Below are 17803 nucleotides of genomic sequence, written 5' to 3'. Positions count from 1 at the left end.
CGACGATGGCTGCGGCGCGCTTCAGGCATTCCCCACGAGAGAGAACGGCGTGAAGTTCGCGAGCGCGGCGATCGGCGCCGGCGGCATGCGCGATATTCCCGAGGCGGCCGCGCTCACGCAATGTCATCCCCGCACCATCGCGATCTGTACGCCCTTGCGGTTCAGTGCGTCGAGAAGCTCAGCCACGCTGGCGTTGAGAAGGATGTGGTAAGGTGTCGCGGGCTGATCATGAACGATGATCGAGCGAGCGCGATTGGCCGACCGGGTGACATAGCCCCGTTCTTCCAGGCCGCGGACGAGCCGATGTACATTCGACTTGGCCAGTTCCATGGCCTCCGCCATCTCGTCGAATGACGGAGGAACGCCGCCGCTCTCAGCGATGTAGAAGCGGAGGTAGCTCAGCAGCTCAGCCTGCTTGACGGTGAGGCCCTGGTAGCTGCCGGGTGCGCGGGGATGGGTCATAGCCCAGCCGTCCGGAAGGCGTCACGAAGCTCGGTGATCGCGGCGATGTCTGAGCTATACGCGTCCCAATAATCCTGGAGGGCGTCCAACGCCGCTTCCAATGCATCCTCATAGTCGCGGGCGCGATGTTCAAGCTTGAGTTCAATGTCGGTCATGACGCGGCCAGCTCGGAGAGCTTGGATTTGCCGTCGTCAGTTAGGTAGACGTGCGGCACATCACCTTCGATCAGCCCGCGCAGCCGCAGTCCTCGAAGCATCCGGCCGTAGCCAGGAGCGATCTTGGTATCGCCGAACAACGTATCTTCGGCAGCTAACAGGGCCTCGCATTGACGAGGCGTAAGCGGACGGTCAGCCTTCATGACTTCCTCCTTGCTCGTTCGTTTGAGGTGAGTTCGCGAATGATCTTGGCCGGTGTAACGATCTGAACAGGCCAGCGTTGGAAATCGTCAGCCTTGACTGTGGCCAGCTCAGCCGGCGACATCTGCCGCAACAGGCTGGTGATGAAGTCCGGCGCGTATGGAACGGCACTGCTCATGCCATCCCCCGCTTCTTCGCCCAGCCCTGCTTTGCAGCGGCACGGTGTTGACGGTAGCTGCGAACCTCGAAGCTGTTGGCGCGCTCGGCGACGATGCGCTGGAGCTTGGCGATGGCCCTACGCTGCTTGATGCGGCGATAGAGGAGGTGGATCATGCCACGTTCCTCGGCTGAAGCTTGCCAAGCAGGGCGTCGATTGCGTCTCGGGCATTTTCGAGCGTGCCCCGGTTCTGGCGCACCTCGTCGCTGTCGATCGCGTCATCATCCTCCAGGGCGACGGACAGCGCGAGCGCGGCCTTGAGTACTGCCGAACCCTTGGCACGATCAGTCGGTGCCACAGGGCGACTTTGCTGACACAGGCGAAGCAGCCCACCAGCGAAGCGCCCGTTCCACTCACGGAAGGATCGCGCGAACGTCACCAGATCCATGGTTGCCGAACCGGCGCAGTACTTCGCTGCCTGATCCTCGCTCTTGCCCATGATCGCGGCCATGTCGGCGAAGGTCAGTCCGTCTTCGCGACGGATAGCGCTCAGCGCTTCAGCGACCTCGTTTACCACGGCAGAAGCGGAAAAGACCGGGCGTTCCCGCTCGGGAAAATTGCTGCGGTGCACTAGATGCCCCTCCCGTCATGATTGATGTTGGAAGCCCCCGCCCTCTCTGCTGCGCCCTTGCGGCTGCTCTCGCTCTGCTCGGGGAGCGGATCGGGGATGCCAGCGGGGAACGGCTCCTCGGCCCAAGCGGGATCGACGGGGGCGTTGCGAACAGCCAGCAGCCCTTTGACGAGCAGGATCGTCGCGATGACGATCGCGCCAGCGACGAGAATGGCGATGGGGTTCATGCTGCCCTCCCATCAGGGAAGAATCTGCGGAAATGACGCTCTCGGATGAACTCCAGCACATCGGCTTCCACGTTTGGATTAGTACCGACGATGCCGCTCTTTCGGATGATCGCGTATGCTCGCTCTATGGCGCGCGGAAGAATCGGCTCGACCCGATCCTGCCAGAGACACGCCATGTTGAACGACTTGCGCTCGTCTCTGGCTGCGCCGCGCAAGTAGATCGCCTGCGCGCCTTCACTGAGACCAAGGCATGTATTCTGCCAAAGAACGGACATGTTGCTCATGCTGCCCTCCACGGGCACACCGACACGCCACAGGGGCCGTACCGGTGACGCTGACAGGTCTTGCAGAAGGGAGCGGTCCCCTGCGTCGTGCTGCCAAAGCGCACTGTCGCGCTGTCGACTCCGAGCCAGTTGTCGGTAGCCGCCGGGGCGCCATTTGGGGAGGTGGAGGTGCCCCGGCTCCCCGCCGTCAGGGAGGTGCGGTGGGGGATCATGATGCCATTGCCTGTTCGGGCGGTATTGCCTCGACTTCCGCCAGACGCTCGCTCGGGATGCGATTTCTCTCCCACCAACCCTGGACGGTTGTGTGATTGGCATGTTCCAGCTTGCGAGCGAGCGGGCGGATGCCGCCGCGCACTGCTATCATGGCCCTGGCATCGATCATGATGCCGAGATATCTTGTACGCGTACAAAGGTCAACGTGGAATGTGTACCGCTCGCGGTCGATATTCCGTACGTGCCTGAGAACGAAACTACTGGCGAGGCGCTATCGCGCTTACGCGTGCGCGCGGGGATGACAATGCGCGAGTTGGCGGCGGCCGCTGGCTATCGGCACGCGTCGGGCATTCAGCGTTTTCTAGAGGCGTCCTACTCCAAGCCGCTGCCAAACGAAATCGCACAGCGGTTTGTTGATGCGCTATCCGGCCGTGGCTCTCCGCCGATCGAGCCCGTTGAAATCTGGTCGCTCACTGGGATACCGGTCGCACCCAATGTCCGACCGGCGCCTCCGATGGAGGGGGCCAGCGATCAGCGAATGCGCCGCGATGTGCCGATACTCGGGACCGCGCTGGGCGCCGATGTTATCATGGATGGCGAGGCTATTGAGCAAACATATCTGAATAGCGCAGAGATCATCGGCTATGTGCGTCGCCCGGTGATTCTCGATGGTCGCACCGATGTTTATTCATTGTACGTGCAGGGGTCTTCGATGGCGCCCCGTCACCACGACGGCGAAATGATATTCGTCGAGCAAAAGCGCCGGCCGAGCGTAGGCGAGGACTGCGTTATATATATGCGCATGCCTGATGAGTATGAAGGCGAGCGCACCAGCGCGGTGCTCGTGAAGACGTTGGTGCGGAAGACCGCGAGCTACATCGAGTTGGAGCAATATACCCCACACATAACCTTCCGCCTGCCCACCGAACGCGTGGCGCGGATGGACCGCGTAATCCCATGGCCGGAGCTGGTTGCGTAATTTTTTACGCGTAACGCATATTGATGGGTTGACGCCGTACGTTTGTACGCGTACACCGCTCTCCAACGGCGCTCATGCCGTTCTTGGAGAGCGAGATGAAGATCGACCGAAACATCCCCCTTCCTACTGAGGCGCAGAAGCCTCGTAAGCTGCGCGTGCCCGTCGAGAGCATGGAAGTCGGCGATAGCATTTTCTTCCCCGGTGCGAAGCGGGTCTCTGCTCTTGCAACTGTGCGGGCAACGGCGATGCGTGCCGGCCTCCCCTTCAACTTCAAGTCTGCCGCTGTCGACGGCGGCGTCCGTGTCTGGCGGGTTGTCTGACTTCCCCGGACTGCGGGTGCTGATGTGCCCGCAGCGAGGATGAATTCAGACGCACACACCCCGTCAGACGACGGGTGGAGATGGGAGTTTCCACATGACGAACGCCGATCGCATCGCCCGCGCTCTTCAGTTGGAGGCGAAGGCTGTCGAGGCCGCCAAGCGCTGGCCCGAAACCCCTTCCATCGCCCGCAATCTGCGCTGGGCTGCCCGCGCGCAACGTCGGCGGGTTGCCGAGACGTGCTCTCGCGCCGCCGCCTGAACTCAGCTTCCACCCTTTTGGAGATCAGTATCATGAATGGTGTTGGTCAGACCACGATGGTCGCGGACTTTAGCCAGTCCCGCAACGACATGTACTGGAAGGTATACGCCGGTGCGGACGGCGTCGTCCGTTGGATCGGCTACGATGATGCCAACTGGTGGCAAAATGTTGCCAAGTCCACAGCGCAGAAGGTTGGCAAGGTAACTGGCCGCATCTTCACGCTCGATTATGACACCAATATCGTGACTGTTGGCGAGCCCGCATGACCTGCCAGCTCACCCATCGCGAAAAGCGCGACCTGTTCGCCAACGCCATGTCCCTCGGCACCTATGACCAGATCGAGTTGATCCGGGCATTGGCCGACACGCTCAAGATGTTCGAGTGCCGAGACCAGCTTTTGGACGCCGCGGACGCTCTTGAGCACGAGATGCGGGCGAAAGGCAATGGGACGTTTGGGAACGACGAGCGCGACCAGCGCCGCACCATCACCGTGGATTACAGCGAACACCGGCTTGGAGAGGCGGCATGAGTGCGCTGTCTGTTGCCGATGTGCTGGAGCGCGCGGCCGACCTGATCGAGCCGGAAGGCAAGTGGACGCAGAAGAACGGTGGAGTTCGAGGCGTATGTTGGTGCGCTAGCACCGCGATCGGTGCGGCGCATCCCGATGGGATCGCACTAGATGCTCAGCGCTTTTTCGCGAACCTAATCTCTCCAGGTGGAGGCTTGGCGATCGTGCGAATTTGGTGCTGGAACGACGCCCCCGAGCGCACCCAAGCCGAGGTAGTCGCCAAGCTTCGCGAAGCTGCCGCTCTCGCACGGGAGCAAGGCAAATGACCCGCCTCGGCACCCTCGCCGCCCTGTGCGGCACCGCCTCCGCGCTTGGTGCGCGTGACTGGCTCAGCGCCGCCGGCTTCCTCGCAGCGGCTGTGTTCCTGGCCTTAGGGCTGATCTTGAAACGGAGGATGGTGTGAGCGCGCAGTCCGACATGCCCACGCCGCGCTACAAGATCGGCGATAAGGTCTGGTACGCCAGCACCAACGCTGCCGGCAGCGCCTTCAACTGCCCCGATTGCAATGGCACCGGGAAATGGAAGGCGGTTTCGCCTGCCGGCACGGAAGCGGACATTGCGTGCCCGCGCTGCGACGGCCGGACGAAGCTGACGCAGCATTCCTATGTCGCCTGCACCGTCCCACTGACGATCGGGCAGGTTCGCATCGAATGGCCGAAATCGTCATTCGACCGCGACGACGATCCGGTGTCGTACATGTGCAATGAGACCGGTATCGGCGGCGGCTCCGTCTATCGCGAGAGCTGCCTGTTCGACAACGAGGCAGATGCCTACGCCAGCGCCAAGGCGATGGCCGATGAGCAGAATGCCAAGCTGGACGAAAACCAGCCTGGGCGGATCGACCAGCGTCGCAGCTTCGAATACCAGATCAAGCAGGCCCTTGTCGGCGAGGCCGACCAGAAGCGCCGCGACGCCGAATGGGCTTACGACAGTCTCGTCGAACGCATCTGCGAACTCGACACCTATCCGATCGCGAAGAAGCTCGATGAGGACGGCGAGGAAGTCGGCGACGGCTACCTTTCGTGCTCGCTGACCGACGAGCAGGTCGAGTGCATCCAGAACTCACTGGTGAAATTCGACGACAAGGCGCGCGCCATGCTCGTCCAGCATCGGAGGGACGCATGACCGACCACACCGCCCAATTCGCCCGCGTGCTGGAGGCGTCGGAGCGCGACATGCTGGCGGGCTTCCGCCGTCGTGTCGGCACCGATGCGCGCACCTCGGGCGAGATCGTCGCCAACATGGAGCGGCTCGCGGCCTCGCCTGAGGCCGCTGCCGAGCGCGAGCGCTTCTATACCGAGGTCGCCGCACGCGATGCCGCCGAACGCGCCAAGCAGGAAGCGCGGTGGGCTGCGGAAGATCGGGAGGCGGGGGAGTGACGCGCCGCGACTACGAGGGCGCGATCGAGCGCGAGGTCGAGCGCTGGCCCGGTGTGACCGTCCGGTTCGAGGAGGGCGGCAAGCACCCGCGTGCCGTGTTTCGGTTCGGCGAGGTCGAGCAGTTCCGGCCGTATCCGTCTTCGCCGAGCGATCAGCGCGGCCTCGACATGAAGATCACCGAGGTGCGCCGCCTGCTCAAGGACATGGGCGCGGTGCTGATGCCGCGGCCGAAGGCGACCGGGCCGAAGCGCGAGCGCAATCCCGGCGCCGACCAGCGCGAATTGCCTGTCGGCGAGCCGGCGCCGGTGAAGCCCGATCCGTGGGCGGCGCTGCGCGAGGTGCGTTGTTCGCCGATCATCACCGCCCCCGGCGCCTATCCGAACATCGACGCCGAGGACTACCACCGCAACCCGGATCTGCTACCGGCGCCGTCGCTGTCGTCGACGGGCGCCAAGACGCTGCTGAACAAGTCGCCCTATCACTTCTGGTTCGACAGCCCGATGAACCCGGATCGGCCACCCGAGGAAGGGAAGCCGCATTTCAGCATCGGCAAGGCGGCGCACGACATGCTGCTGCTGAGCGAGCGCTGGCCCGAGCACTACCATGTGCTGCCGGAGGACTATCGGGCGCCGAGCCAGCGGACCGTCAATTTCACAGACGACCAGCTCGCTGCGATCGACGCAGAACAGGCCGGCAAGACGATCCTGCGCCATGCTGACGCCGAGGCCGTCTGCGCCGTCGCCGCCGCGATCCGGCGCAACGGTCTCGCCATGGCGACGCTGACCAACGGCGTCACCGAGGAAACACTGGCCTGGCAGGACCCGGAGACCGGCGTCTGGCTCCGTGCCCGCCCCGACTTCCGGCCCAACAGCATCGTCGAGCACCGCGACGTCATGGTCGTGTCGGACCTGAAGTTCGTGGCGCCGACCAATGCCAGCCCCGACGGCTTCAAGCGCGCAATCGCCAACTTCGGCTATCACCAGTCCGCAGCTTTCTACGCTGACGGCATCAAGGCGGTGTACGGGCACTATCCGACCCATTGGGTGCACGTCGTCGTCGAGAAGGAGCCGCCGTACTGCGTCGCGCTGTACGAGCTGCCGGCCGAGGACATCGAGCGCGGCCGCTGGCTCAACCGGCAGGCGATCCGCAAGTTTGCCGAGTGCCTCAGCGCCGATCGCTGGCCCGGCTACGCCGACGAGCCGGCGCAGGTCGGGCTTCCCGTGTGGGCGCGGAAGCGGATCGACGACATCGAAGGCCATGAGATGGCCTGGGCGGCTGCGGCATGAGCACGCGACCGACCGAGGCGCAGGACCGCGCTCGGCAGCGCAACTGGCGCATCCGGAGCCTCCGGGCGCTGTGGGCGCAGGCTGGCATGCTGTCGCCGGATCGCGCCGCCGCCGTCCGGCACATCGTCGACGCCGAGCTCCAGGCCGCGGGAGCCGAGCCCGAGCTGATCCGCCGCGAGCGGTACGTCACCGAATCCGAAATCCACTTCTGACGGAGAACGATAATGGCAACCCAGTTGCAGACCACCGTCGATACTCGACAGCTTGTAGTCGCTCCGCAGAGCGCGGCCGCTGAGAAGTTCGCCCTCGCACAACGGCAGGCGCGCACTTTCGCGATGTCTCCCCTTGTCCCGGAGCATCTCCGCAAGGGTTCGCCCGAGCAGGCTATCGCCAACTGCTACATCGCACTCACCCTCGCCGAAGCGATGGGCGAGATGCCGCTGATCGTGATGCAGAACATCCACGTCATCAACGGCAAGGCCGGCTTTGCGTCCAAATACATGATCGCGCGGGCCAACGCCTCGGGGAAGTTCAAGGATGATCTCGATTGGGAGATCGCCGGCGCCGGCAAGACGCTTTCCGCCACGTGCTTCGCCACGCTCGCGAAGTCGGGCAAGCGCGTCGAGATGACGGTCGACATGGCAATGGCCGAGGCCGAAGGCTGGACCAAGAACGCCAAGTATCGGACCATGCCGGAACTGATGCTGCGCTATCGCAGCGCATCATTCCTTGTGAACCTCTACGCCCCCGAAGTGATGCTCGGCTATCGCACGGTCGAGGAGATCGAGGACGTCGCCATTGCGGCAGCCGTCGATGTCCAGCCGCTCACCGCTGCGATGATCGAGCACCAGGCGGCGCCGGCCGAGGAAGTGGTCGAGCCCGAGCAGGAGGAGGCCTCCGAAGGCTCAGCCGACACCGACCGCGGCGAAGACCACAACGACACGCTCGCCGACCATCCAGCACGCCAGCTAGCCGATGATCTGACAGCGCGATGCGTCAACGCCGCCATCCTTGGCGACGCGCTCACCGTGGAATCTGATCTGCGCAAGCACCGTGACGCCATGCCGGAAGAGCTGGTCGCGGCAGTCGAGAAGGAAATCACGGCCGCCAAGGAGCGCTTTGGGAAGGCGAAGTCGTGATGGCCGGCATCGTGAAACCGAACTCGATCACCGTCATGGATGATCGCGCACTGATCGACGTTGCCGTTCCGAGCTATCCGGACGCCATTGCGGTGATCGATGTCCAAGACATCGAAATCGCTGTCGACGGCCGCTGCCGCTGGAGGGCGGCACGATCTGGTCGTGGCCGGCGCCCATATGTCGTTCGACGCGAAGGGCGGGAGTGGCAATCGCTTCATCGTCTGATTGTTGGTGACGTTCCTCACGGCATGGTCGTCGACCACATCGACGGTAACCCGCTCAACAACCGCCGGGCGAACCTCCGCATCGTCACGCCGCGGCAAAACTCATACAACTTTGCCCCAACTGCCGGGCGCCTTCTGCCCAAAGGCGTGAAGAAGCATCGGAATCGCTTCGAGGCCCGCATTCAGGTCAACCGGAAGGCCCTTTTTCTCGGAAGCTACCCAACACCAGAGCTTGCCTCCGAGGCTTACCAGAGGGCGGCACGGCACTATTTCGGAGAGATGGCCCGCGTCTCCGCGCTCGCCCCGCTTCTCGACGACGACGAGGCGACCGAGCTGCGCGAGTACGGCGTCGCGCGGATCGAGGCGATCAAGGGCTGAACCATTTCCTCCAGGGACGGGCGGGACAAGCCGAACAAGCGCCGCCCGACACTTCGATGGCTGACTATCGCAACAGCATAGCCTTCCAGCGCAGCCAGCGCCTTCGCGCCGACGGGTCGCCATCCTGGCCGATCACGGTCGCGGACTGGCCGTCGCTGCCCGAGGCTCATGCCCGGGTCGCTCAGCGGCAGCGGATGCGCCGCGGCCTGCGTCTCGCCCGCGCGGCTGGGATGGTGTGCTGATGGATCGGCCTATCATCTTCTCCGCTCCGATGGTGCGCGCGCTGCTCGACGGGCGGAAGACGCAGACGAGGCGGCTTGCGAAGCCGCGCGGCAAGCGTCCGAGCCTGCTCGATGGTCAGTGGTCGGATTCCTATGTGCTGGATCCTGGCAACGCGGAATGGCTCGCGTGCGACATTCCTTTCGCCGTCGGCGATCGGCTCTATGTGCGCGAGAGCATCTATTTCTGGTCCGACGGACACGACGGCGAGGTAATATTCTCTGCCGACGGCGCTACGCTGCAAACGGGGCCGAACACGGGCTCCATTCCCGATGCGGCACTCCACGGATATTTCCGCATGGTCGACCAGTCCCGCGAAAAGCTGGGGCGCCTGTCACGGCCATCGATCCACATGCCCCGCTGGGCTTCCCGCCTCACCCTGATCGTCGAGGGCGTGAAGGTCGAGCGGCTGCAGGACATCAGCGAGGCCGATGCGATCCGCGAAGGCGTGACGCTCGTCGAGGAAGGCCTAGAGGATCCGGTCGAAGCCTACCGCGAGCTCTGGAACAGCCTCCACGGCGCTGACGCCTGGGACGCCAACCCCTGGGTGGTCGCCATCACCTTCCGCGTCGTGCGCGGCAACATCGACTCTCTGGAGGCTGCCCATGCCTAACCCACCCCTAGACCTATCCGAGCTGCGGCGGCTGCATGAGGCGGCGTGCGCAATCGCTGCCAATGCGACGGACACCTATCGCGCTCGCAACGGCCGGCAAATATCGATCGAAGCCGACGACGGTGAGAAGTGCTGGATCGTCCATAGCGACGACTTCGAGGCGCTTTGCTCCGCTGCCGCCGCGATTGATCCGGCTCTCCTCTCCAGGATCGAGGATCTGGAAGAAGAGCGATCCGCGATCCTGCACCACATCCGGGCGGAGGCGCAGCGCTGCCATGGAGAAGGCACCGGGTGTTTATCCGACGCGATCACTGCGGAGGGCGATGCCCTGACCGTCATCGCCGCCGAGATCGAAGCTGGCAAGCATCTGCCAACCAACGGAGGCGAGCGGTGAGCGAACGCGACAACTACCGGCGCATCTTCGGATCGCATCCGCCGCTGACGCTGCACATCAAGCGGAAGGTCGAGTGCGAGCACGATTTCCAAGGCTGGCGCGAGTTCGACGACGGCCGAGGCGGCGAGCGGGTCTGCACGAAATGCGGGCTCGGCGCGATGGCCTACACCCTTAGCCTGGATGATCTGCCGTGACCGCCCCGAACACCCCCGATATCGCCGAGGTGGCGCGGAAGCTGAGCGAGCGCGATCGCGATATGCTCGCTGAGCTTGCCAGCGCTTGCGCCACCAGCCTGGAATGGCACGCCAAGGGCTACAGCACCGGCAGAACGCCGGGGTACGCGCGACCGCTCGACTGTGGCGGATCGAACGGCAGCGATCATAGCTATCGCCTGTCGAAGCTCGTCAAGCTCGGACTGGCCGAGGGCAAGCAGCGATGGGGCGTCTCGTGCAGCGGCTCGCGCGGCTCGAAGGTCTATCGGCCATCACCTCTCGGCATCGCCGTCGATCGCTTCCTTAGGGAGGGCGGCAAGTGAGCGAGCGCCAAGAACTCGTCGTCGCGGTCGGCGACCTGTACCGGATCATCCAGAAGATGTGGGCCCGGTATAGCGACGACGTTTCCCCGAACAGGGCCGACGACATGGAGCGTCTGTACTTGCAGGCGGAGCCGATCGCGCAGCCGATAATCGACCGATATCCATTCGGATACGGGCGAAAGGATCGCGACTATCTCAAAGGGCAGGGATCATGAAGTTAACCCTCAAGCGCCTCCGAGCGATGGAGGGCGCATTGAACGCCGCGCTCGCCGGCCCGGAAGGCGAAGGCGACATGGCGGACACGTCATTCGCTGACCTCGAAGCAGCACTGGCCTGGGTGCACAAGCAAATCGAAAAGCGCATCGAACAGGAGAATTGAAATGTTCATTCTGCAGCAGGGGTTTACTAACCCGCGTGACGGCGAACTCCAGTGGCTGGATAGCGAGGCATTCGCTCTTCAATCCCACGCGATCGAGGAGGGCGAGGCCAAGGGCAAAGGCGTCTGGCGCGTCGTGGAGTTGGTGCCGATATGGGAAAGTGACGCCGCCATCGAAATCACTGGTGGTGAGGCATGACATCCGAACAGCTTCTCGCACTGGCTTCGCGGGTCGAGGCCGCGACGGCGGATCGCGAGCTTGATGCGGAAGTCGCGCTCGCTCGCGGCATCGTCCGTGAGCGGGACGGCGATAGCTTCTTTGGCCACCGAGACCACAGCGTCATGGTGCTGGAGCGTGACTATTACGACCACGGCGGGAACGCGCCTGAACTGCCGCACTATACCGCCTCGCTCGATGCCGCGATGACGCTGGTCGACGATTACGAGATTGCGTCTACCCTCGACGAAGCCATGGAGCGCGTCAGCCGAAATGGGTGGCAGGAAGGCGATTACCGCGGTGCTCTTATCCGCGCGTTCGTCGCCGCCGCTCTCCGCGCAGCCGCGAACATGGAGGGGGAGTAGATGGCCACGTTCGTCGAAGCCGAGGGCATGGTCCACGTCATCAACGATGTGGCCGGCGGGGAACACACCCTGTGCGGCGACGCCTTCGACTTGGCCAGCGACGAGCCCGGCTATGTGTGGAGCGAGACCCGAAGCCGCACCGTTACATGCCCGCTTTGTGCGGCAATTATCTGAAGCGTTCGAGGAGTTCGGTGCGATGCCTGAGACCGTAGCTGTGGAGCGCCGTCTTTCGCCAGAAAAGCTAGATGACCTTGAGCGCCACGCGAGCCGCGATGACTGGCACATGCTTATCGTCGGCCCGGATATCCGTCAGTTGATCGCCGAGTTGCGCGAGGAGCGCGCCGCCCTCCAGTCATCCGCCGAGCAAGTGCGGGTGCTGCGGGAGGCGCTCAACGAAGCAGCGCTCGCGATCGAGACGCTCATGCAGGCAGACGACCTCATCGAATGGGCGGAGCCGATCCGGCGATCGAAGCGCGGTCAGGAGGATGACGACGAGTTCCGTAAGGAGCGCAAGTCGGCGATCTATCAGCTTCTCGACGACGCTCAGCAGCGCGCCCGCGCCACGCTCAAGGACACGATGTGATGAACAGAGAAGAACGGGCGCGCGAAATCCTGACATTCCTGCTCGGCGAGGGTCCGCTGGACGGTCACTGGCTCGGCGAGAAGGTCGAAGGTCGCGGCGCATATTGGTGGCGAGATCACGTCCGCGCCGCCTTCGCCGAGCAGGAAGTCCCACGGGTTCCGGAGGGGTGGGTGCTGGTGCCGAGGGAGCCGACCGAGGAGATGTTAACGACAGTTTGGAACGCGGAGTTGGTATTCGATACCGCCAAAGCATCTGCAATCTGGTCCGCTATGCTCGCAGCCGCCCCTACCGCCCCACAGCCGGGGGAGGATGCCGTCATTGTCGAAACATATCGGCAGATGCACGAGATCGCCACGATTGAACTTGGCTACGAAAGCATTCTTGAGGCATTGGAGGCCACGCCTCCCGTCGCCATCGTTGCCGATCCCCAAGAGGGCGTGAATGACACTGAAAGCGAGGCTCACGAATGGGTCCGCAAGGCGTACCGCGAGCCGGAAGACCTGAGCCAATTGGATGCTTTCCGGTTCACGCGCTGGAATATGGCGGTCGCCTATCAGGCGCGGAAAGACGCCGCCACTACCGCCCCACAGCAAGCACCCTCCCCGGATGCGGAGATCGCGGCGCTGAGGGAGGCGCTATCGAAGGTGCTGCCTATCGGCGACAGCGAAGCGCCGGGCGACAAGGTGATCGCGTTCTATATCCGAATGGATGAACTGCGAAGCCTGCGCGCCCTCGCGGCGGGGAGGAAGTAATGGGCAAATTTCAATGTCGCAATCTCACCGACGAAGAGGAAGAACAGCAGCATTTCCTCTACATGGAGACGATGCGTCTTGACCGATCAGGCATCAACATCGGCGATCTGCTTTATTGCCCGATACATCGTCGCCCACTGATCGAGTGCCATGATGAGAGATTCGAACCATGACCAACCATCAAGCACCCGAACAGCCCGAAGCGGCGGATGGAGCCGAACGGCTCGGCGAATGCCTATTCGAACTTTCCGACCACCTCCGCCGGCTCGGCGTGCTGGACGATGACGCGGCGCATGTGGCCTATGAAAAGGTCGTAGCGGCGTTCTCCCGCCTCTCCCCACCACAGGGGACCGAACAGGGCTCCTACCCATCACCCGCTGCCGGCGTAGGGCGGGAGGAGGAGATTGCGCGGATCATCGACCCAGACGCGTGGCACGAGGCGCTGCCGACCGATGGGCTTGGGCATTGGCACGGTCGGCGCAAGAGAGCCCTCACCAAAGTCGACGCCATCCTCGCCCTCCTCCACCCAAGCGAAGGGAGCGTAGGATGAGCGATACTGTTTCAGGGCGCGTGCCTGACGGCACCGGGCTATCGTCTGTCGACCGATCCCCTACGGGTCTCGGCGCTTCGCGCTTCGATCCCTCGCGCAAACACTATCGGTCGCAGGGCTATGCAATGTGCACCATTGATTCCGGCCGCGACCGCGACGGCGCGCCGATTAGCGAGGTGTGGACGTTCGCAAGCGAGGACGACTACGTGGAGGGCTACGGCTGGCTAGAAGTTCGTGTCCACGAGATCGTCGAAACCGAGCGCTCGGGCGCATTGGCCGTGTACTATCGGCAGTGGTTCGCCCCCGATGGCGAGCCAGCTTGGGGCAAGCGGCCGCAACGAAAGGTCGGCGCGCTCGGCAGCCTAAAGTCACTGATCCGCCGCCGCAAAATGATGCCTTGCGATGGTGAAGACGGCATCGCCCAAGATCAGCGGCTCTCCACCAAGAGCATAGATGTTGGGGGAGAGGGGTGATGCTTCCGGCGCTTCTCACTGAGGACGAGGCGGCGGATGCGCTCAAGCTCTGCCCGCGTACGCTTCGGAAGCAGCGCCAGGCCGGGCGGCTGCCCTACGTCTTGATCGGGCGCGCGATCCGATACACCCTCGATGATCTGACCCAATTTGTCGAAAGCTCCCGCCAATGTCCCTCTACCGAAGAGAAGGCTCGCCATACTGGTGGTTCAGCTTCTCGATCGACGGTCAGCGATTTCGAGGCAGCACGGGCGAGACGGGCAAGAGGGAAGCTCTCAAGGTAGAGGACGACCATAAGCTGGCGGCGCGCAAGCGCGGCAAGCGGAAGAAGGAATGGACCGTGCACCGCCTGTGCCAGATCTACTACGACGAGCACGCCAAAGACCTTTCATCCAGCGCGACGATTCTCAATCAGCTCGGCAAGCTGGAAGACTACATCGGCAAGGACCGCAAGCTCGGCTCGATCACCAACTCGACCGTCATGGACTATCGCGCTCGCCGACGGGGCGATGGCCTTCAACAGCATTCGGTCAATCGCGAGGTGACGATCCTCCGGGCCGCATTGCGCTATGTCGCCAAGGTCCACAATGCCCCTATCCCCGATCTCGCATGGGACGCGCTCAAGACGAAGGAGCCGCCGGGTCGTACGCGCTTCCTCACCTTTGAGGAATGGGATTCGCTACTTGCTGCGGCCGAGCCAAGCCTGAAGCCGATCCTGATCTGCGCGGTGACCACTGGCTTGAGGAAGCGCAACATCCTCGATTTGGATTGGTCGCAGGTGTTCCTCGGTGCGAAGCGTATACAGGTTGTCGCCAAGGGCGATAAAAACCATGAGGTGCGCATTCAACCGCAGCTCTTGGCCGCCCTATCGACCACGGCGATCGACCAGCGTCGTGGGCGCGTGTTCGATATCACGAATTTCGAGAAGCGGTGGAAAGCCGCTCTCAAGGCCGCGAAGCTAGAAAACGTCCGGTTCCATGATTTGCGGCACACCTTCGCGTCGTGGGCGCGGCAAAACGGCGCCGATATTGCGGATGTGAAGGACGCCCTTGGGCACTCCGACATATCGATGACGATGCGCTATGCTCACATCAAGCCCGACGCAGCCGATACCGCCTTCGATCGGGTTTCCGCAGCACTTTCGTCACATTCCGCGTCACAACGGCGCAAAAAGCGGCAGAAATCCTAGATGTTTGATCGTATCCCAAAGCAGATGCGCTACCAGGCTGCGCTACTCCCCGACGTGACGGCCCTTAGCGGCTTCATTGAACTGCATGCAAGGCGCCGTGGCAAAGCCGCGCCGTCGGACGGCCGCGCTTAGAGGCTCGCATCAACTCCGCCGCTGCTTACCCTGCGCGGCGCTGGTGGGCCCGGCACCTACCCAATTAGAAGCTGTTTGCGGCGGATTTCCGCCGATCCTTCTGGATGGCGCGCCTTGGATACCCCCACCGATACCCCCACATGAATGTTGCTGGATGCCTATGCGCCCCATTCTGGGCCGTCCGGATCGGGATAGAATGCGTCGGGATCGTAGCTCGATCGCCGCGGCGGAGCGTGCGCAATCTGTTCGGCTGGCGCCGGCGGCAGCGTCGGATCACCACCGCCGAAGCGCGCGCGGATATAGGCAGCGGAGCCGGCGACGCCCTGAAAGACCGCCTTGTAGCCGGTAGCCAGCCGCTGGCGCACGAAGGGCGCTCGCTCTGCGGTGACGTAGCCCATCTGACCGCCGCCTGGCCGCCAGACGGCTACGGCGAGCTCATCGTGTTCGTTCGTCGGCTCCGGCCGCAGTTCGATCGGATCGCCCGGCCGGCACAGGCCGATCTCGAAGCGGCGGTTGCTGCCATCCGCGTTCGCATAGTCGATCCCGACGACGGCGAGGGTAAGCTCGTCAGCCATGCGCCCATAATAGCGACGCCGGCCGGCCGTGGCGATATGAGCGAGGAGGACGCGCTGCGCCTTACCAGCAAGCCGCTGTTCGGCTAGCGGTCCAAGATATAGGCGTTCGAGTCGCGTCGATGGGGCGCCATGATCTTCGGGCACGCCTCGTAGGCATGATCCCGGCCACCGCAGTAGGAGCAGCGGAGGTGTGTCCGCGCCGATGAGCCGGACCAGGTGTGCGGGCACAGCGGCTTCTGGTGGCGTCCGCTGCCGCAATAGGTGCAGCGCACCGCTATTTCGCCCGCGTGCATTCGTCGATCACCGCCTCGGCGCGATCGGCATAGGCGCCCGGCCCGGCATATTCCGCGAGCTTGGCCCCGAGCACCGCGGCGAGCTGAAGCGCGTCCGTCGGCATCGGGAGCGGGATCGGCGCGGGTCGCTTCGGCTTGGTCGCGGCGCAGGGGCGCTGGACCTCCACCGTCTTCGTCACGGTGCGGACTTCGATGCCCGGCGCCGGCGGCGTCTTGCAGCTGGCGAGCAGCAGCGCGGCGAGGACGATCGTGCGCATTACAGCCCCTCCAGCTGCGCCAGGAGCGCCGCCGGAGCGCGGCAGGCCGGATTGGCGGGGAACTGCTTCGCCATCGCCCGCAGCGCCTCCACGCGGCTCGCGGTGGCCTTGTAGCGCTGGTCGAGTTCGGCGATGGCCTTTGCGTTGGCGGCCTTGCTCTCCTCGTAGGCCTTGGCGCGCGCCTCGCTCTCGCGGTTTTTGACATCGAGCGCCGCGGTCAGCGTCTCGACCGACTGTCGCGTGACAGCGTGGCGAGCCTGCTCGGCCGCAAGCTCGGCGCGGGCCTTGTCGCGTTGCGAGGCGTGGCGCGCGTCGAGCAATACCATGCCGCAGATGATGACGGCGAGGAATGCAAGGCCTAGCTCGCGCCAGTAGCGCGAGAGGAGCGCAAGGGTCATGTCCGCTTCTCCTCCGTCTGCGGCGGCGCGGCCGAAGCCGCCGGGTTGACCACCGTGGTTGTCGTGACCGTCGCCGCTGGCGGCAGATCATGGTCCTCCGCCTCCAGCCCCACGCCGGCGCGCCCGACGTTGGCCTTGAAGCGGCCGACCGGCCCGCCGATCGCGAGACTGATGATGACGGCCAACATGCCGGCGAGGGCGCCGAGGAGTGCCCAGCCGACGATCGAGAGGCGCTGATGCTCGGTCCCGGCCGGCCACCCGCCGCGCCAGGCGATCAGCAGCGCCCCGACGGCGAACCCAGTGCAGACGATGCCGGCTCCGAGCAGCGCCCAGCTCATCGTGCCGCGCAGCCGCTCGGCGTAGGTCTGCGGCTGCGGCCTCATACGCCCGCCTCGATCGCGGTGCGGACCTCGCCCGAGATGTCGATCCGGCGGGCAGAACTCCAATTCGGCGTGTAGGAGGGCTTGCGCACATCATAGTGCAGCGTCGTGCCGTCGTTCGACCAGACGCCGTCGAAGAACAGGTCGCGCTCTTTCTCCCGGCGCGGAATGATCGATGCGGGGCTACGCCAATTCATGAACGCGGCATGCGCGGTCTCGACCGAGCCCATCTTCCAGGCGCGCACCCAATCGGCACGGTGGATCGCGCCCGTATTGAAATGGAACGACAGCGCTGCGGCCAATTGAGCCTCGGTCAGGGCGCAGTCGGCGAAAGCGTCCTGGACCTCGGGGAGGTACTTGGTGCGCAGCAGCCAGATGAAGACCTCGACGCACCGCGCGATTGGCTGCGGATTATCCTTGTAGCGCTGGACGCGATGGCCCGACTTGTCGGTGACACCGATGCCCCAAGTCCAGACCTTCACGCTGTCGAGATAGGCTTCCTGCACCAGCGCCTCGTGGCCGGCGATCTCCAGCGCGACGGGCACGGTGATCCGGCCCGCCGCGGCGAGGTGATTGGTCATGG

43 protein-coding genes are annotated in these 17803 nt (G+C 64.2%); 29 read left to right on the top strand and 14 right to left on the bottom strand.

Annotated elements, in window-relative coordinates; translation table 11 throughout:
* Positions 1 to 123 precede the first annotated feature (123 nt).
* The 9 genes from LZK98_RS11810 to LZK98_RS20715 all read right to left on the bottom strand — a co-directional run bounded on the left by LZK98_RS11810 (position 124) and on the right by LZK98_RS20715 (position 2481).
* Complete coding sequence (locus LZK98_RS11810) at positions 124 to 462, bottom strand: LexA family protein (protein ID WP_233782572.1); 339 nt, start codon at positions 460 to 462, stop codon at positions 124 to 126.
* Positions 459 to 617: a hypothetical protein gene (locus tag LZK98_RS11805; protein ID WP_233782571.1), complete on the bottom strand. Its 159-nt coding sequence runs from the start codon at positions 615 to 617 to the stop codon at positions 459 to 461. Before LZK98_RS11805 ends, LZK98_RS11810 begins: the two co-directional genes overlap by 4 nt.
* The gene (locus LZK98_RS11800) at positions 614 to 820 is read right to left on the bottom strand and encodes a hypothetical protein (RefSeq protein ID WP_233782570.1); all 207 of its coding nucleotides are present in this window, start codon (positions 818 to 820) and stop codon (positions 614 to 616) included. The genes LZK98_RS11805 and LZK98_RS11800 overlap by 4 nt, the downstream gene beginning before the upstream one ends.
* Positions 817 to 996 carry a hypothetical protein gene (locus LZK98_RS11795; RefSeq protein ID WP_233782568.1) on the bottom strand — a complete coding sequence of 60 codons (180 nt, stop codon included), beginning with the start codon at positions 994 to 996 and terminating at the stop codon, positions 817 to 819. Before LZK98_RS11795 ends, LZK98_RS11800 begins: the two co-directional genes overlap by 4 nt.
* Positions 993 to 1151 (bottom strand): hypothetical protein, encoded by a 159-nt coding sequence (locus LZK98_RS11790; RefSeq protein WP_233782566.1) that lies wholly within the window; start codon positions 1149 to 1151, stop codon positions 993 to 995. The genes LZK98_RS11795 and LZK98_RS11790 overlap by 4 nt, the downstream gene beginning before the upstream one ends.
* Positions 1148 to 1606 carry a hypothetical protein gene (locus LZK98_RS11785; protein ID WP_233782564.1) on the bottom strand — a complete coding sequence of 153 codons (459 nt, stop codon included), beginning with the start codon at positions 1604 to 1606 and terminating at the stop codon, positions 1148 to 1150. The genes LZK98_RS11790 and LZK98_RS11785 overlap by 4 nt, the downstream gene beginning before the upstream one ends.
* On the bottom strand, positions 1606 to 1833 hold the full coding sequence (locus LZK98_RS11780; protein ID WP_233782562.1) for a hypothetical protein: 228 nt from the start codon (positions 1831 to 1833) through the stop codon (positions 1606 to 1608). The genes LZK98_RS11785 and LZK98_RS11780 overlap by 1 nt, the downstream gene beginning before the upstream one ends.
* Positions 1830 to 2117: a hypothetical protein gene (locus LZK98_RS11775; protein ID WP_233782561.1), complete on the bottom strand. Its 288-nt coding sequence runs from the start codon at positions 2115 to 2117 to the stop codon at positions 1830 to 1832. The genes LZK98_RS11780 and LZK98_RS11775 overlap by 4 nt, the downstream gene beginning before the upstream one ends.
* Before the next feature lie 208 nt (positions 2118 to 2325).
* Positions 2326 to 2481 carry a carph-isopro domain-containing protein gene (locus LZK98_RS20715; protein ID WP_406693343.1) on the bottom strand — a complete coding sequence of 52 codons (156 nt, stop codon included), beginning with the start codon at positions 2479 to 2481 and terminating at the stop codon, positions 2326 to 2328.
* On the opposite strand from LZK98_RS20715, the gene LZK98_RS11770 reads away from it, so the two are divergent.
* The 29 genes from LZK98_RS11770 to LZK98_RS11635 all read left to right on the top strand — a co-directional run bounded on the left by LZK98_RS11770 (position 2431) and on the right by LZK98_RS11635 (position 15185).
* Positions 2431 to 3309: a LexA family transcriptional regulator gene (locus tag LZK98_RS11770; RefSeq protein WP_233782560.1), complete on the top strand. Its 879-nt coding sequence runs from the start codon at positions 2431 to 2433 to the stop codon at positions 3307 to 3309. The two genes, LZK98_RS20715 and LZK98_RS11770, sit on opposite strands and share 51 nt — an antisense overlap.
* A 95-nt stretch (positions 3310 to 3404) precedes the next feature.
* Complete coding sequence (locus tag LZK98_RS11765; RefSeq protein WP_233782558.1) at positions 3405 to 3629, top strand: hypothetical protein; 225 nt, start codon at positions 3405 to 3407, stop codon at positions 3627 to 3629.
* Between the two features lie 94 nt (positions 3630 to 3723).
* Positions 3724 to 3888 carry a hypothetical protein gene (locus tag LZK98_RS11760; RefSeq protein WP_233782556.1) on the top strand — a complete coding sequence of 55 codons (165 nt, stop codon included), beginning with the start codon at positions 3724 to 3726 and terminating at the stop codon, positions 3886 to 3888.
* Positions 3867 to 4154 (top strand): hypothetical protein, encoded by a 288-nt coding sequence (locus tag LZK98_RS11755; RefSeq protein ID WP_233782555.1) that lies wholly within the window; start codon positions 3867 to 3869, stop codon positions 4152 to 4154. The genes LZK98_RS11760 and LZK98_RS11755 overlap by 22 nt, the downstream gene beginning before the upstream one ends.
* Positions 4151 to 4417, top strand: a complete 267-nt coding sequence (locus tag LZK98_RS11750) for a hypothetical protein (RefSeq protein WP_233782554.1) — start codon at positions 4151 to 4153, stop codon at positions 4415 to 4417. Before LZK98_RS11755 ends, LZK98_RS11750 begins: the two co-directional genes overlap by 4 nt.
* A complete protein-coding gene (locus LZK98_RS11745; RefSeq protein WP_233782552.1) occupies positions 4414 to 4722 on the top strand; it encodes a DUF6197 family protein in 309 nt (102 codons plus the stop codon). The genes LZK98_RS11750 and LZK98_RS11745 overlap by 4 nt, the downstream gene beginning before the upstream one ends.
* Positions 4719 to 4859 (top strand): hypothetical protein, encoded by a 141-nt coding sequence (locus tag LZK98_RS11740; RefSeq protein WP_233782550.1) that lies wholly within the window; start codon positions 4719 to 4721, stop codon positions 4857 to 4859. Before LZK98_RS11745 ends, LZK98_RS11740 begins: the two co-directional genes overlap by 4 nt.
* Positions 4856 to 5581, top strand: a complete 726-nt coding sequence (locus LZK98_RS11735; RefSeq protein ID WP_233782548.1) for a hypothetical protein — start codon at positions 4856 to 4858, stop codon at positions 5579 to 5581. The genes LZK98_RS11740 and LZK98_RS11735 overlap by 4 nt, the downstream gene beginning before the upstream one ends.
* Positions 5578 to 5835, top strand: a complete 258-nt coding sequence (locus tag LZK98_RS11730; RefSeq protein WP_233782547.1) for a hypothetical protein — start codon at positions 5578 to 5580, stop codon at positions 5833 to 5835. The genes LZK98_RS11735 and LZK98_RS11730 overlap by 4 nt, the downstream gene beginning before the upstream one ends.
* Positions 5832 to 7121, top strand: a complete 1290-nt coding sequence (locus LZK98_RS11725; protein ID WP_233782545.1) for a PD-(D/E)XK nuclease-like domain-containing protein — start codon at positions 5832 to 5834, stop codon at positions 7119 to 7121. The genes LZK98_RS11730 and LZK98_RS11725 overlap by 4 nt, the downstream gene beginning before the upstream one ends.
* Positions 7118 to 7333 (top strand): hypothetical protein, encoded by a 216-nt coding sequence (locus LZK98_RS11720; protein WP_233782544.1) that lies wholly within the window; start codon positions 7118 to 7120, stop codon positions 7331 to 7333. Before LZK98_RS11725 ends, LZK98_RS11720 begins: the two co-directional genes overlap by 4 nt.
* Positions 7334 to 7357: 24 nt before the next feature.
* Positions 7358 to 8260 carry a hypothetical protein gene (locus LZK98_RS11715; protein WP_233782543.1) on the top strand — a complete coding sequence of 301 codons (903 nt, stop codon included), beginning with the start codon at positions 7358 to 7360 and terminating at the stop codon, positions 8258 to 8260.
* Positions 8260 to 8862 carry an HNH endonuclease gene (locus LZK98_RS11710; protein WP_233782542.1) on the top strand — a complete coding sequence of 201 codons (603 nt, stop codon included), beginning with the start codon at positions 8260 to 8262 and terminating at the stop codon, positions 8860 to 8862. The genes LZK98_RS11715 and LZK98_RS11710 overlap by 1 nt, the downstream gene beginning before the upstream one ends.
* 56 nt (positions 8863 to 8918) lie before the next feature.
* Positions 8919 to 9104 (top strand): hypothetical protein, encoded by a 186-nt coding sequence (locus tag LZK98_RS11705; protein ID WP_233782541.1) that lies wholly within the window; start codon positions 8919 to 8921, stop codon positions 9102 to 9104.
* Positions 9098 to 9754 (top strand): ASCH domain-containing protein, encoded by a 657-nt coding sequence (locus LZK98_RS11700; RefSeq protein WP_233782540.1) that lies wholly within the window; start codon positions 9098 to 9100, stop codon positions 9752 to 9754. The genes LZK98_RS11705 and LZK98_RS11700 overlap by 7 nt, the downstream gene beginning before the upstream one ends.
* On the top strand, positions 9747 to 10148 hold the full coding sequence (locus LZK98_RS11695) for a hypothetical protein (protein WP_233782539.1): 402 nt from the start codon (positions 9747 to 9749) through the stop codon (positions 10146 to 10148). Before LZK98_RS11700 ends, LZK98_RS11695 begins: the two co-directional genes overlap by 8 nt.
* Entirely contained in the window at positions 10145 to 10342 is a 198-nt protein-coding gene (locus LZK98_RS11690; protein ID WP_233782538.1) for a hypothetical protein, read from the top strand. The genes LZK98_RS11695 and LZK98_RS11690 overlap by 4 nt, the downstream gene beginning before the upstream one ends.
* The gene (locus tag LZK98_RS11685) at positions 10339 to 10683 is read left to right on the top strand and encodes a hypothetical protein (protein ID WP_233782536.1); all 345 of its coding nucleotides are present in this window, start codon (positions 10339 to 10341) and stop codon (positions 10681 to 10683) included. The genes LZK98_RS11690 and LZK98_RS11685 overlap by 4 nt, the downstream gene beginning before the upstream one ends.
* Positions 10680 to 10898, top strand: coding sequence for a hypothetical protein (locus tag LZK98_RS11680; RefSeq protein WP_233782534.1), 219 nt, complete (start codon positions 10680 to 10682; stop codon positions 10896 to 10898). The genes LZK98_RS11685 and LZK98_RS11680 overlap by 4 nt, the downstream gene beginning before the upstream one ends.
* Positions 10895 to 11062 carry a hypothetical protein gene (locus tag LZK98_RS11675; RefSeq protein WP_233782533.1) on the top strand — a complete coding sequence of 56 codons (168 nt, stop codon included), beginning with the start codon at positions 10895 to 10897 and terminating at the stop codon, positions 11060 to 11062. The genes LZK98_RS11680 and LZK98_RS11675 overlap by 4 nt, the downstream gene beginning before the upstream one ends.
* A gap of 1 nt (position 11063) precedes the next feature.
* Positions 11064 to 11258 (top strand): hypothetical protein, encoded by a 195-nt coding sequence (locus tag LZK98_RS11670; RefSeq protein WP_233782531.1) that lies wholly within the window; start codon positions 11064 to 11066, stop codon positions 11256 to 11258.
* Positions 11255 to 11641 carry a hypothetical protein gene (locus tag LZK98_RS11665; protein WP_233782530.1) on the top strand — a complete coding sequence of 129 codons (387 nt, stop codon included), beginning with the start codon at positions 11255 to 11257 and terminating at the stop codon, positions 11639 to 11641. The genes LZK98_RS11670 and LZK98_RS11665 overlap by 4 nt, the downstream gene beginning before the upstream one ends.
* A complete protein-coding gene (locus LZK98_RS11660; protein WP_233782529.1) occupies positions 11642 to 11815 on the top strand; it encodes a hypothetical protein in 174 nt (57 codons plus the stop codon).
* A gap of 22 nt (positions 11816 to 11837) precedes the next feature.
* Complete coding sequence (locus LZK98_RS11655; protein WP_233782528.1) at positions 11838 to 12224, top strand: hypothetical protein; 387 nt, start codon at positions 11838 to 11840, stop codon at positions 12222 to 12224.
* Positions 12224 to 12976, top strand: coding sequence for a hypothetical protein (locus LZK98_RS11650; protein WP_233782527.1), 753 nt, complete (start codon positions 12224 to 12226; stop codon positions 12974 to 12976). The genes LZK98_RS11655 and LZK98_RS11650 overlap by 1 nt, the downstream gene beginning before the upstream one ends.
* 169 nt (positions 12977 to 13145) lie before the next feature.
* Positions 13146 to 13526 (top strand): hypothetical protein, encoded by a 381-nt coding sequence (locus tag LZK98_RS11645; protein ID WP_233782526.1) that lies wholly within the window; start codon positions 13146 to 13148, stop codon positions 13524 to 13526.
* Entirely contained in the window at positions 13523 to 13999 is a 477-nt protein-coding gene (locus LZK98_RS11640) for a hypothetical protein (RefSeq protein ID WP_233782525.1), read from the top strand. The genes LZK98_RS11645 and LZK98_RS11640 overlap by 4 nt, the downstream gene beginning before the upstream one ends.
* Positions 13999 to 14280 carry a helix-turn-helix domain-containing protein gene (locus LZK98_RS20710; protein ID WP_406693342.1) on the top strand — a complete coding sequence of 94 codons (282 nt, stop codon included), beginning with the start codon at positions 13999 to 14001 and terminating at the stop codon, positions 14278 to 14280. The genes LZK98_RS11640 and LZK98_RS20710 overlap by 1 nt, the downstream gene beginning before the upstream one ends.
* Entirely contained in the window at positions 14166 to 15185 is a 1020-nt protein-coding gene (locus LZK98_RS11635) for a tyrosine-type recombinase/integrase (protein WP_233782524.1), read from the top strand. Before LZK98_RS20710 ends, LZK98_RS11635 begins: the two co-directional genes overlap by 115 nt.
* Before the next feature lie 290 nt (positions 15186 to 15475).
* Here the strand turns inward: LZK98_RS11635 and LZK98_RS11630 are convergent, their stop codons facing one another.
* The 5 genes from LZK98_RS11630 to LZK98_RS11610 all read right to left on the bottom strand — a co-directional run bounded on the left by LZK98_RS11630 (position 15476) and on the right by LZK98_RS11610 (position 17801).
* The gene (locus LZK98_RS11630) at positions 15476 to 15892 is read right to left on the bottom strand and encodes an HIRAN domain-containing protein (RefSeq protein ID WP_233782523.1); all 417 of its coding nucleotides are present in this window, start codon (positions 15890 to 15892) and stop codon (positions 15476 to 15478) included.
* A gap of 274 nt (positions 15893 to 16166) precedes the next feature.
* Complete coding sequence (locus LZK98_RS11625) at positions 16167 to 16442, bottom strand: hypothetical protein (protein WP_233782522.1); 276 nt, start codon at positions 16440 to 16442, stop codon at positions 16167 to 16169.
* The gene (locus LZK98_RS11620; protein ID WP_233782521.1) at positions 16442 to 16840 is read right to left on the bottom strand and encodes a hypothetical protein; all 399 of its coding nucleotides are present in this window, start codon (positions 16838 to 16840) and stop codon (positions 16442 to 16444) included. Before LZK98_RS11620 ends, LZK98_RS11625 begins: the two co-directional genes overlap by 1 nt.
* Positions 16837 to 17223, bottom strand: coding sequence for a hypothetical protein (locus LZK98_RS11615; RefSeq protein ID WP_233782519.1), 387 nt, complete (start codon positions 17221 to 17223; stop codon positions 16837 to 16839). The genes LZK98_RS11620 and LZK98_RS11615 overlap by 4 nt, the downstream gene beginning before the upstream one ends.
* Entirely contained in the window at positions 17220 to 17801 is a 582-nt protein-coding gene (locus LZK98_RS11610) for a lysozyme (protein ID WP_233782518.1), read from the bottom strand. The genes LZK98_RS11615 and LZK98_RS11610 overlap by 4 nt, the downstream gene beginning before the upstream one ends.
* Positions 17802 to 17803: the final 2 nt, after the last annotated feature.

The sequence above is a fragment of the Sphingomonas cannabina genome, assembly GCF_021391395.1.
Lineage (GTDB): Bacteria > Pseudomonadota > Alphaproteobacteria > Sphingomonadales > Sphingomonadaceae > Sphingomonas > Sphingomonas cannabina.
This window is presented reverse-complemented; position numbering and strand designations above follow the sequence as displayed.

Bases quoted from the DNA above. Each gene is read 5' to 3' on its own strand.
- LZK98_RS11660 (WP_233782529.1), top strand. From the start codon at position 11,642: ATGGCCACGTTCGTCGAAGCCGAGGGCATGGTCCACGTCATCAACGAT.
- LZK98_RS11800 (WP_233782570.1), bottom strand. From the start codon at position 820: ATGAAGGCTGACCGTCCGCTTACGCCTCGTCAATGCGAGGCCCTGTTA.
- LZK98_RS11665 (WP_233782530.1), top strand. From the start codon at position 11,255: ATGACATCCGAACAGCTTCTCGCACTGGCTTCGCGGGTCGAGGCCGCG.
- LZK98_RS11730 (WP_233782547.1), top strand. From the start codon at position 5,578: ATGACCGACCACACCGCCCAATTCGCCCGCGTGCTGGAGGCGTCGGAG.
- LZK98_RS11810 (WP_233782572.1), bottom strand. From the start codon at position 462: ATGACCCATCCCCGCGCACCCGGCAGCTACCAGGGCCTCACCGTCAAG.
- LZK98_RS11650 (WP_233782527.1), top strand. From the start codon at position 12,224: ATGAACAGAGAAGAACGGGCGCGCGAAATCCTGACATTCCTGCTCGGC.
- LZK98_RS11645 (WP_233782526.1), top strand. From the start codon at position 13,146: ATGACCAACCATCAAGCACCCGAACAGCCCGAAGCGGCGGATGGAGCC.
- LZK98_RS11655 (WP_233782528.1), top strand. From the start codon at position 11,838: ATGCCTGAGACCGTAGCTGTGGAGCGCCGTCTTTCGCCAGAAAAGCTA.
- LZK98_RS11765 (WP_233782558.1), top strand. From the start codon at position 3,405: ATGAAGATCGACCGAAACATCCCCCTTCCTACTGAGGCGCAGAAGCCT.
- LZK98_RS11745 (WP_233782552.1), top strand. From the start codon at position 4,414: ATGAGTGCGCTGTCTGTTGCCGATGTGCTGGAGCGCGCGGCCGACCTG.
- LZK98_RS11675 (WP_233782533.1), top strand. From the start codon at position 10,895: ATGAAGTTAACCCTCAAGCGCCTCCGAGCGATGGAGGGCGCATTGAAC.
- LZK98_RS11695 (WP_233782539.1), top strand. From the start codon at position 9,747: ATGCCTAACCCACCCCTAGACCTATCCGAGCTGCGGCGGCTGCATGAG.
- LZK98_RS11775 (WP_233782561.1), bottom strand. From the start codon at position 2,117: ATGAGCAACATGTCCGTTCTTTGGCAGAATACATGCCTTGGTCTCAGT.
- LZK98_RS11705 (WP_233782541.1), top strand. From the start codon at position 8,919: ATGGCTGACTATCGCAACAGCATAGCCTTCCAGCGCAGCCAGCGCCTT.
- LZK98_RS11740 (WP_233782550.1), top strand. From the start codon at position 4,719: ATGACCCGCCTCGGCACCCTCGCCGCCCTGTGCGGCACCGCCTCCGCG.
- LZK98_RS11760 (WP_233782556.1), top strand. From the start codon at position 3,724: ATGACGAACGCCGATCGCATCGCCCGCGCTCTTCAGTTGGAGGCGAAG.
- LZK98_RS11610 (WP_233782518.1), bottom strand. From the start codon at position 17,801: ATGACCAATCACCTCGCCGCGGCGGGCCGGATCACCGTGCCCGTCGCG.
- LZK98_RS11620 (WP_233782521.1), bottom strand. From the start codon at position 16,840: ATGACCCTTGCGCTCCTCTCGCGCTACTGGCGCGAGCTAGGCCTTGCA.
- LZK98_RS11710 (WP_233782542.1), top strand. From the start codon at position 8,260: ATGGCCGGCATCGTGAAACCGAACTCGATCACCGTCATGGATGATCGC.
- LZK98_RS11750 (WP_233782554.1), top strand. From the start codon at position 4,151: ATGACCTGCCAGCTCACCCATCGCGAAAAGCGCGACCTGTTCGCCAAC.
- LZK98_RS11780 (WP_233782562.1), bottom strand. From the start codon at position 1,833: ATGAACCCCATCGCCATTCTCGTCGCTGGCGCGATCGTCATCGCGACG.
- LZK98_RS11770 (WP_233782560.1), top strand. From the start codon at position 2,431: ATGTTCCAGCTTGCGAGCGAGCGGGCGGATGCCGCCGCGCACTGCTAT.
- LZK98_RS11630 (WP_233782523.1), bottom strand. From the start codon at position 15,892: ATGGCTGACGAGCTTACCCTCGCCGTCGTCGGGATCGACTATGCGAAC.
- LZK98_RS20715 (WP_406693343.1), bottom strand. From the start codon at position 2,481: ATGATAGCAGTGCGCGGCGGCATCCGCCCGCTCGCTCGCAAGCTGGAA.
- LZK98_RS20710 (WP_406693342.1), top strand. From the start codon at position 13,999: ATGCTTCCGGCGCTTCTCACTGAGGACGAGGCGGCGGATGCGCTCAAG.
- LZK98_RS11720 (WP_233782544.1), top strand. From the start codon at position 7,118: ATGAGCACGCGACCGACCGAGGCGCAGGACCGCGCTCGGCAGCGCAAC.
- LZK98_RS11790 (WP_233782566.1), bottom strand. From the start codon at position 1,151: ATGATCCACCTCCTCTATCGCCGCATCAAGCAGCGTAGGGCCATCGCC.
- LZK98_RS11625 (WP_233782522.1), bottom strand. From the start codon at position 16,442: ATGCGCACGATCGTCCTCGCCGCGCTGCTGCTCGCCAGCTGCAAGACG.
- LZK98_RS11615 (WP_233782519.1), bottom strand. From the start codon at position 17,223: ATGAGGCCGCAGCCGCAGACCTACGCCGAGCGGCTGCGCGGCACGATG.
- LZK98_RS11805 (WP_233782571.1), bottom strand. From the start codon at position 617: ATGACCGACATTGAACTCAAGCTTGAACATCGCGCCCGCGACTATGAG.
- LZK98_RS11635 (WP_233782524.1), top strand. From the start codon at position 14,166: ATGTCCCTCTACCGAAGAGAAGGCTCGCCATACTGGTGGTTCAGCTTC.
- LZK98_RS11640 (WP_233782525.1), top strand. From the start codon at position 13,523: ATGAGCGATACTGTTTCAGGGCGCGTGCCTGACGGCACCGGGCTATCG.
- LZK98_RS11795 (WP_233782568.1), bottom strand. From the start codon at position 996: ATGAGCAGTGCCGTTCCATACGCGCCGGACTTCATCACCAGCCTGTTG.
- LZK98_RS11670 (WP_233782531.1), top strand. From the start codon at position 11,064: ATGTTCATTCTGCAGCAGGGGTTTACTAACCCGCGTGACGGCGAACTC.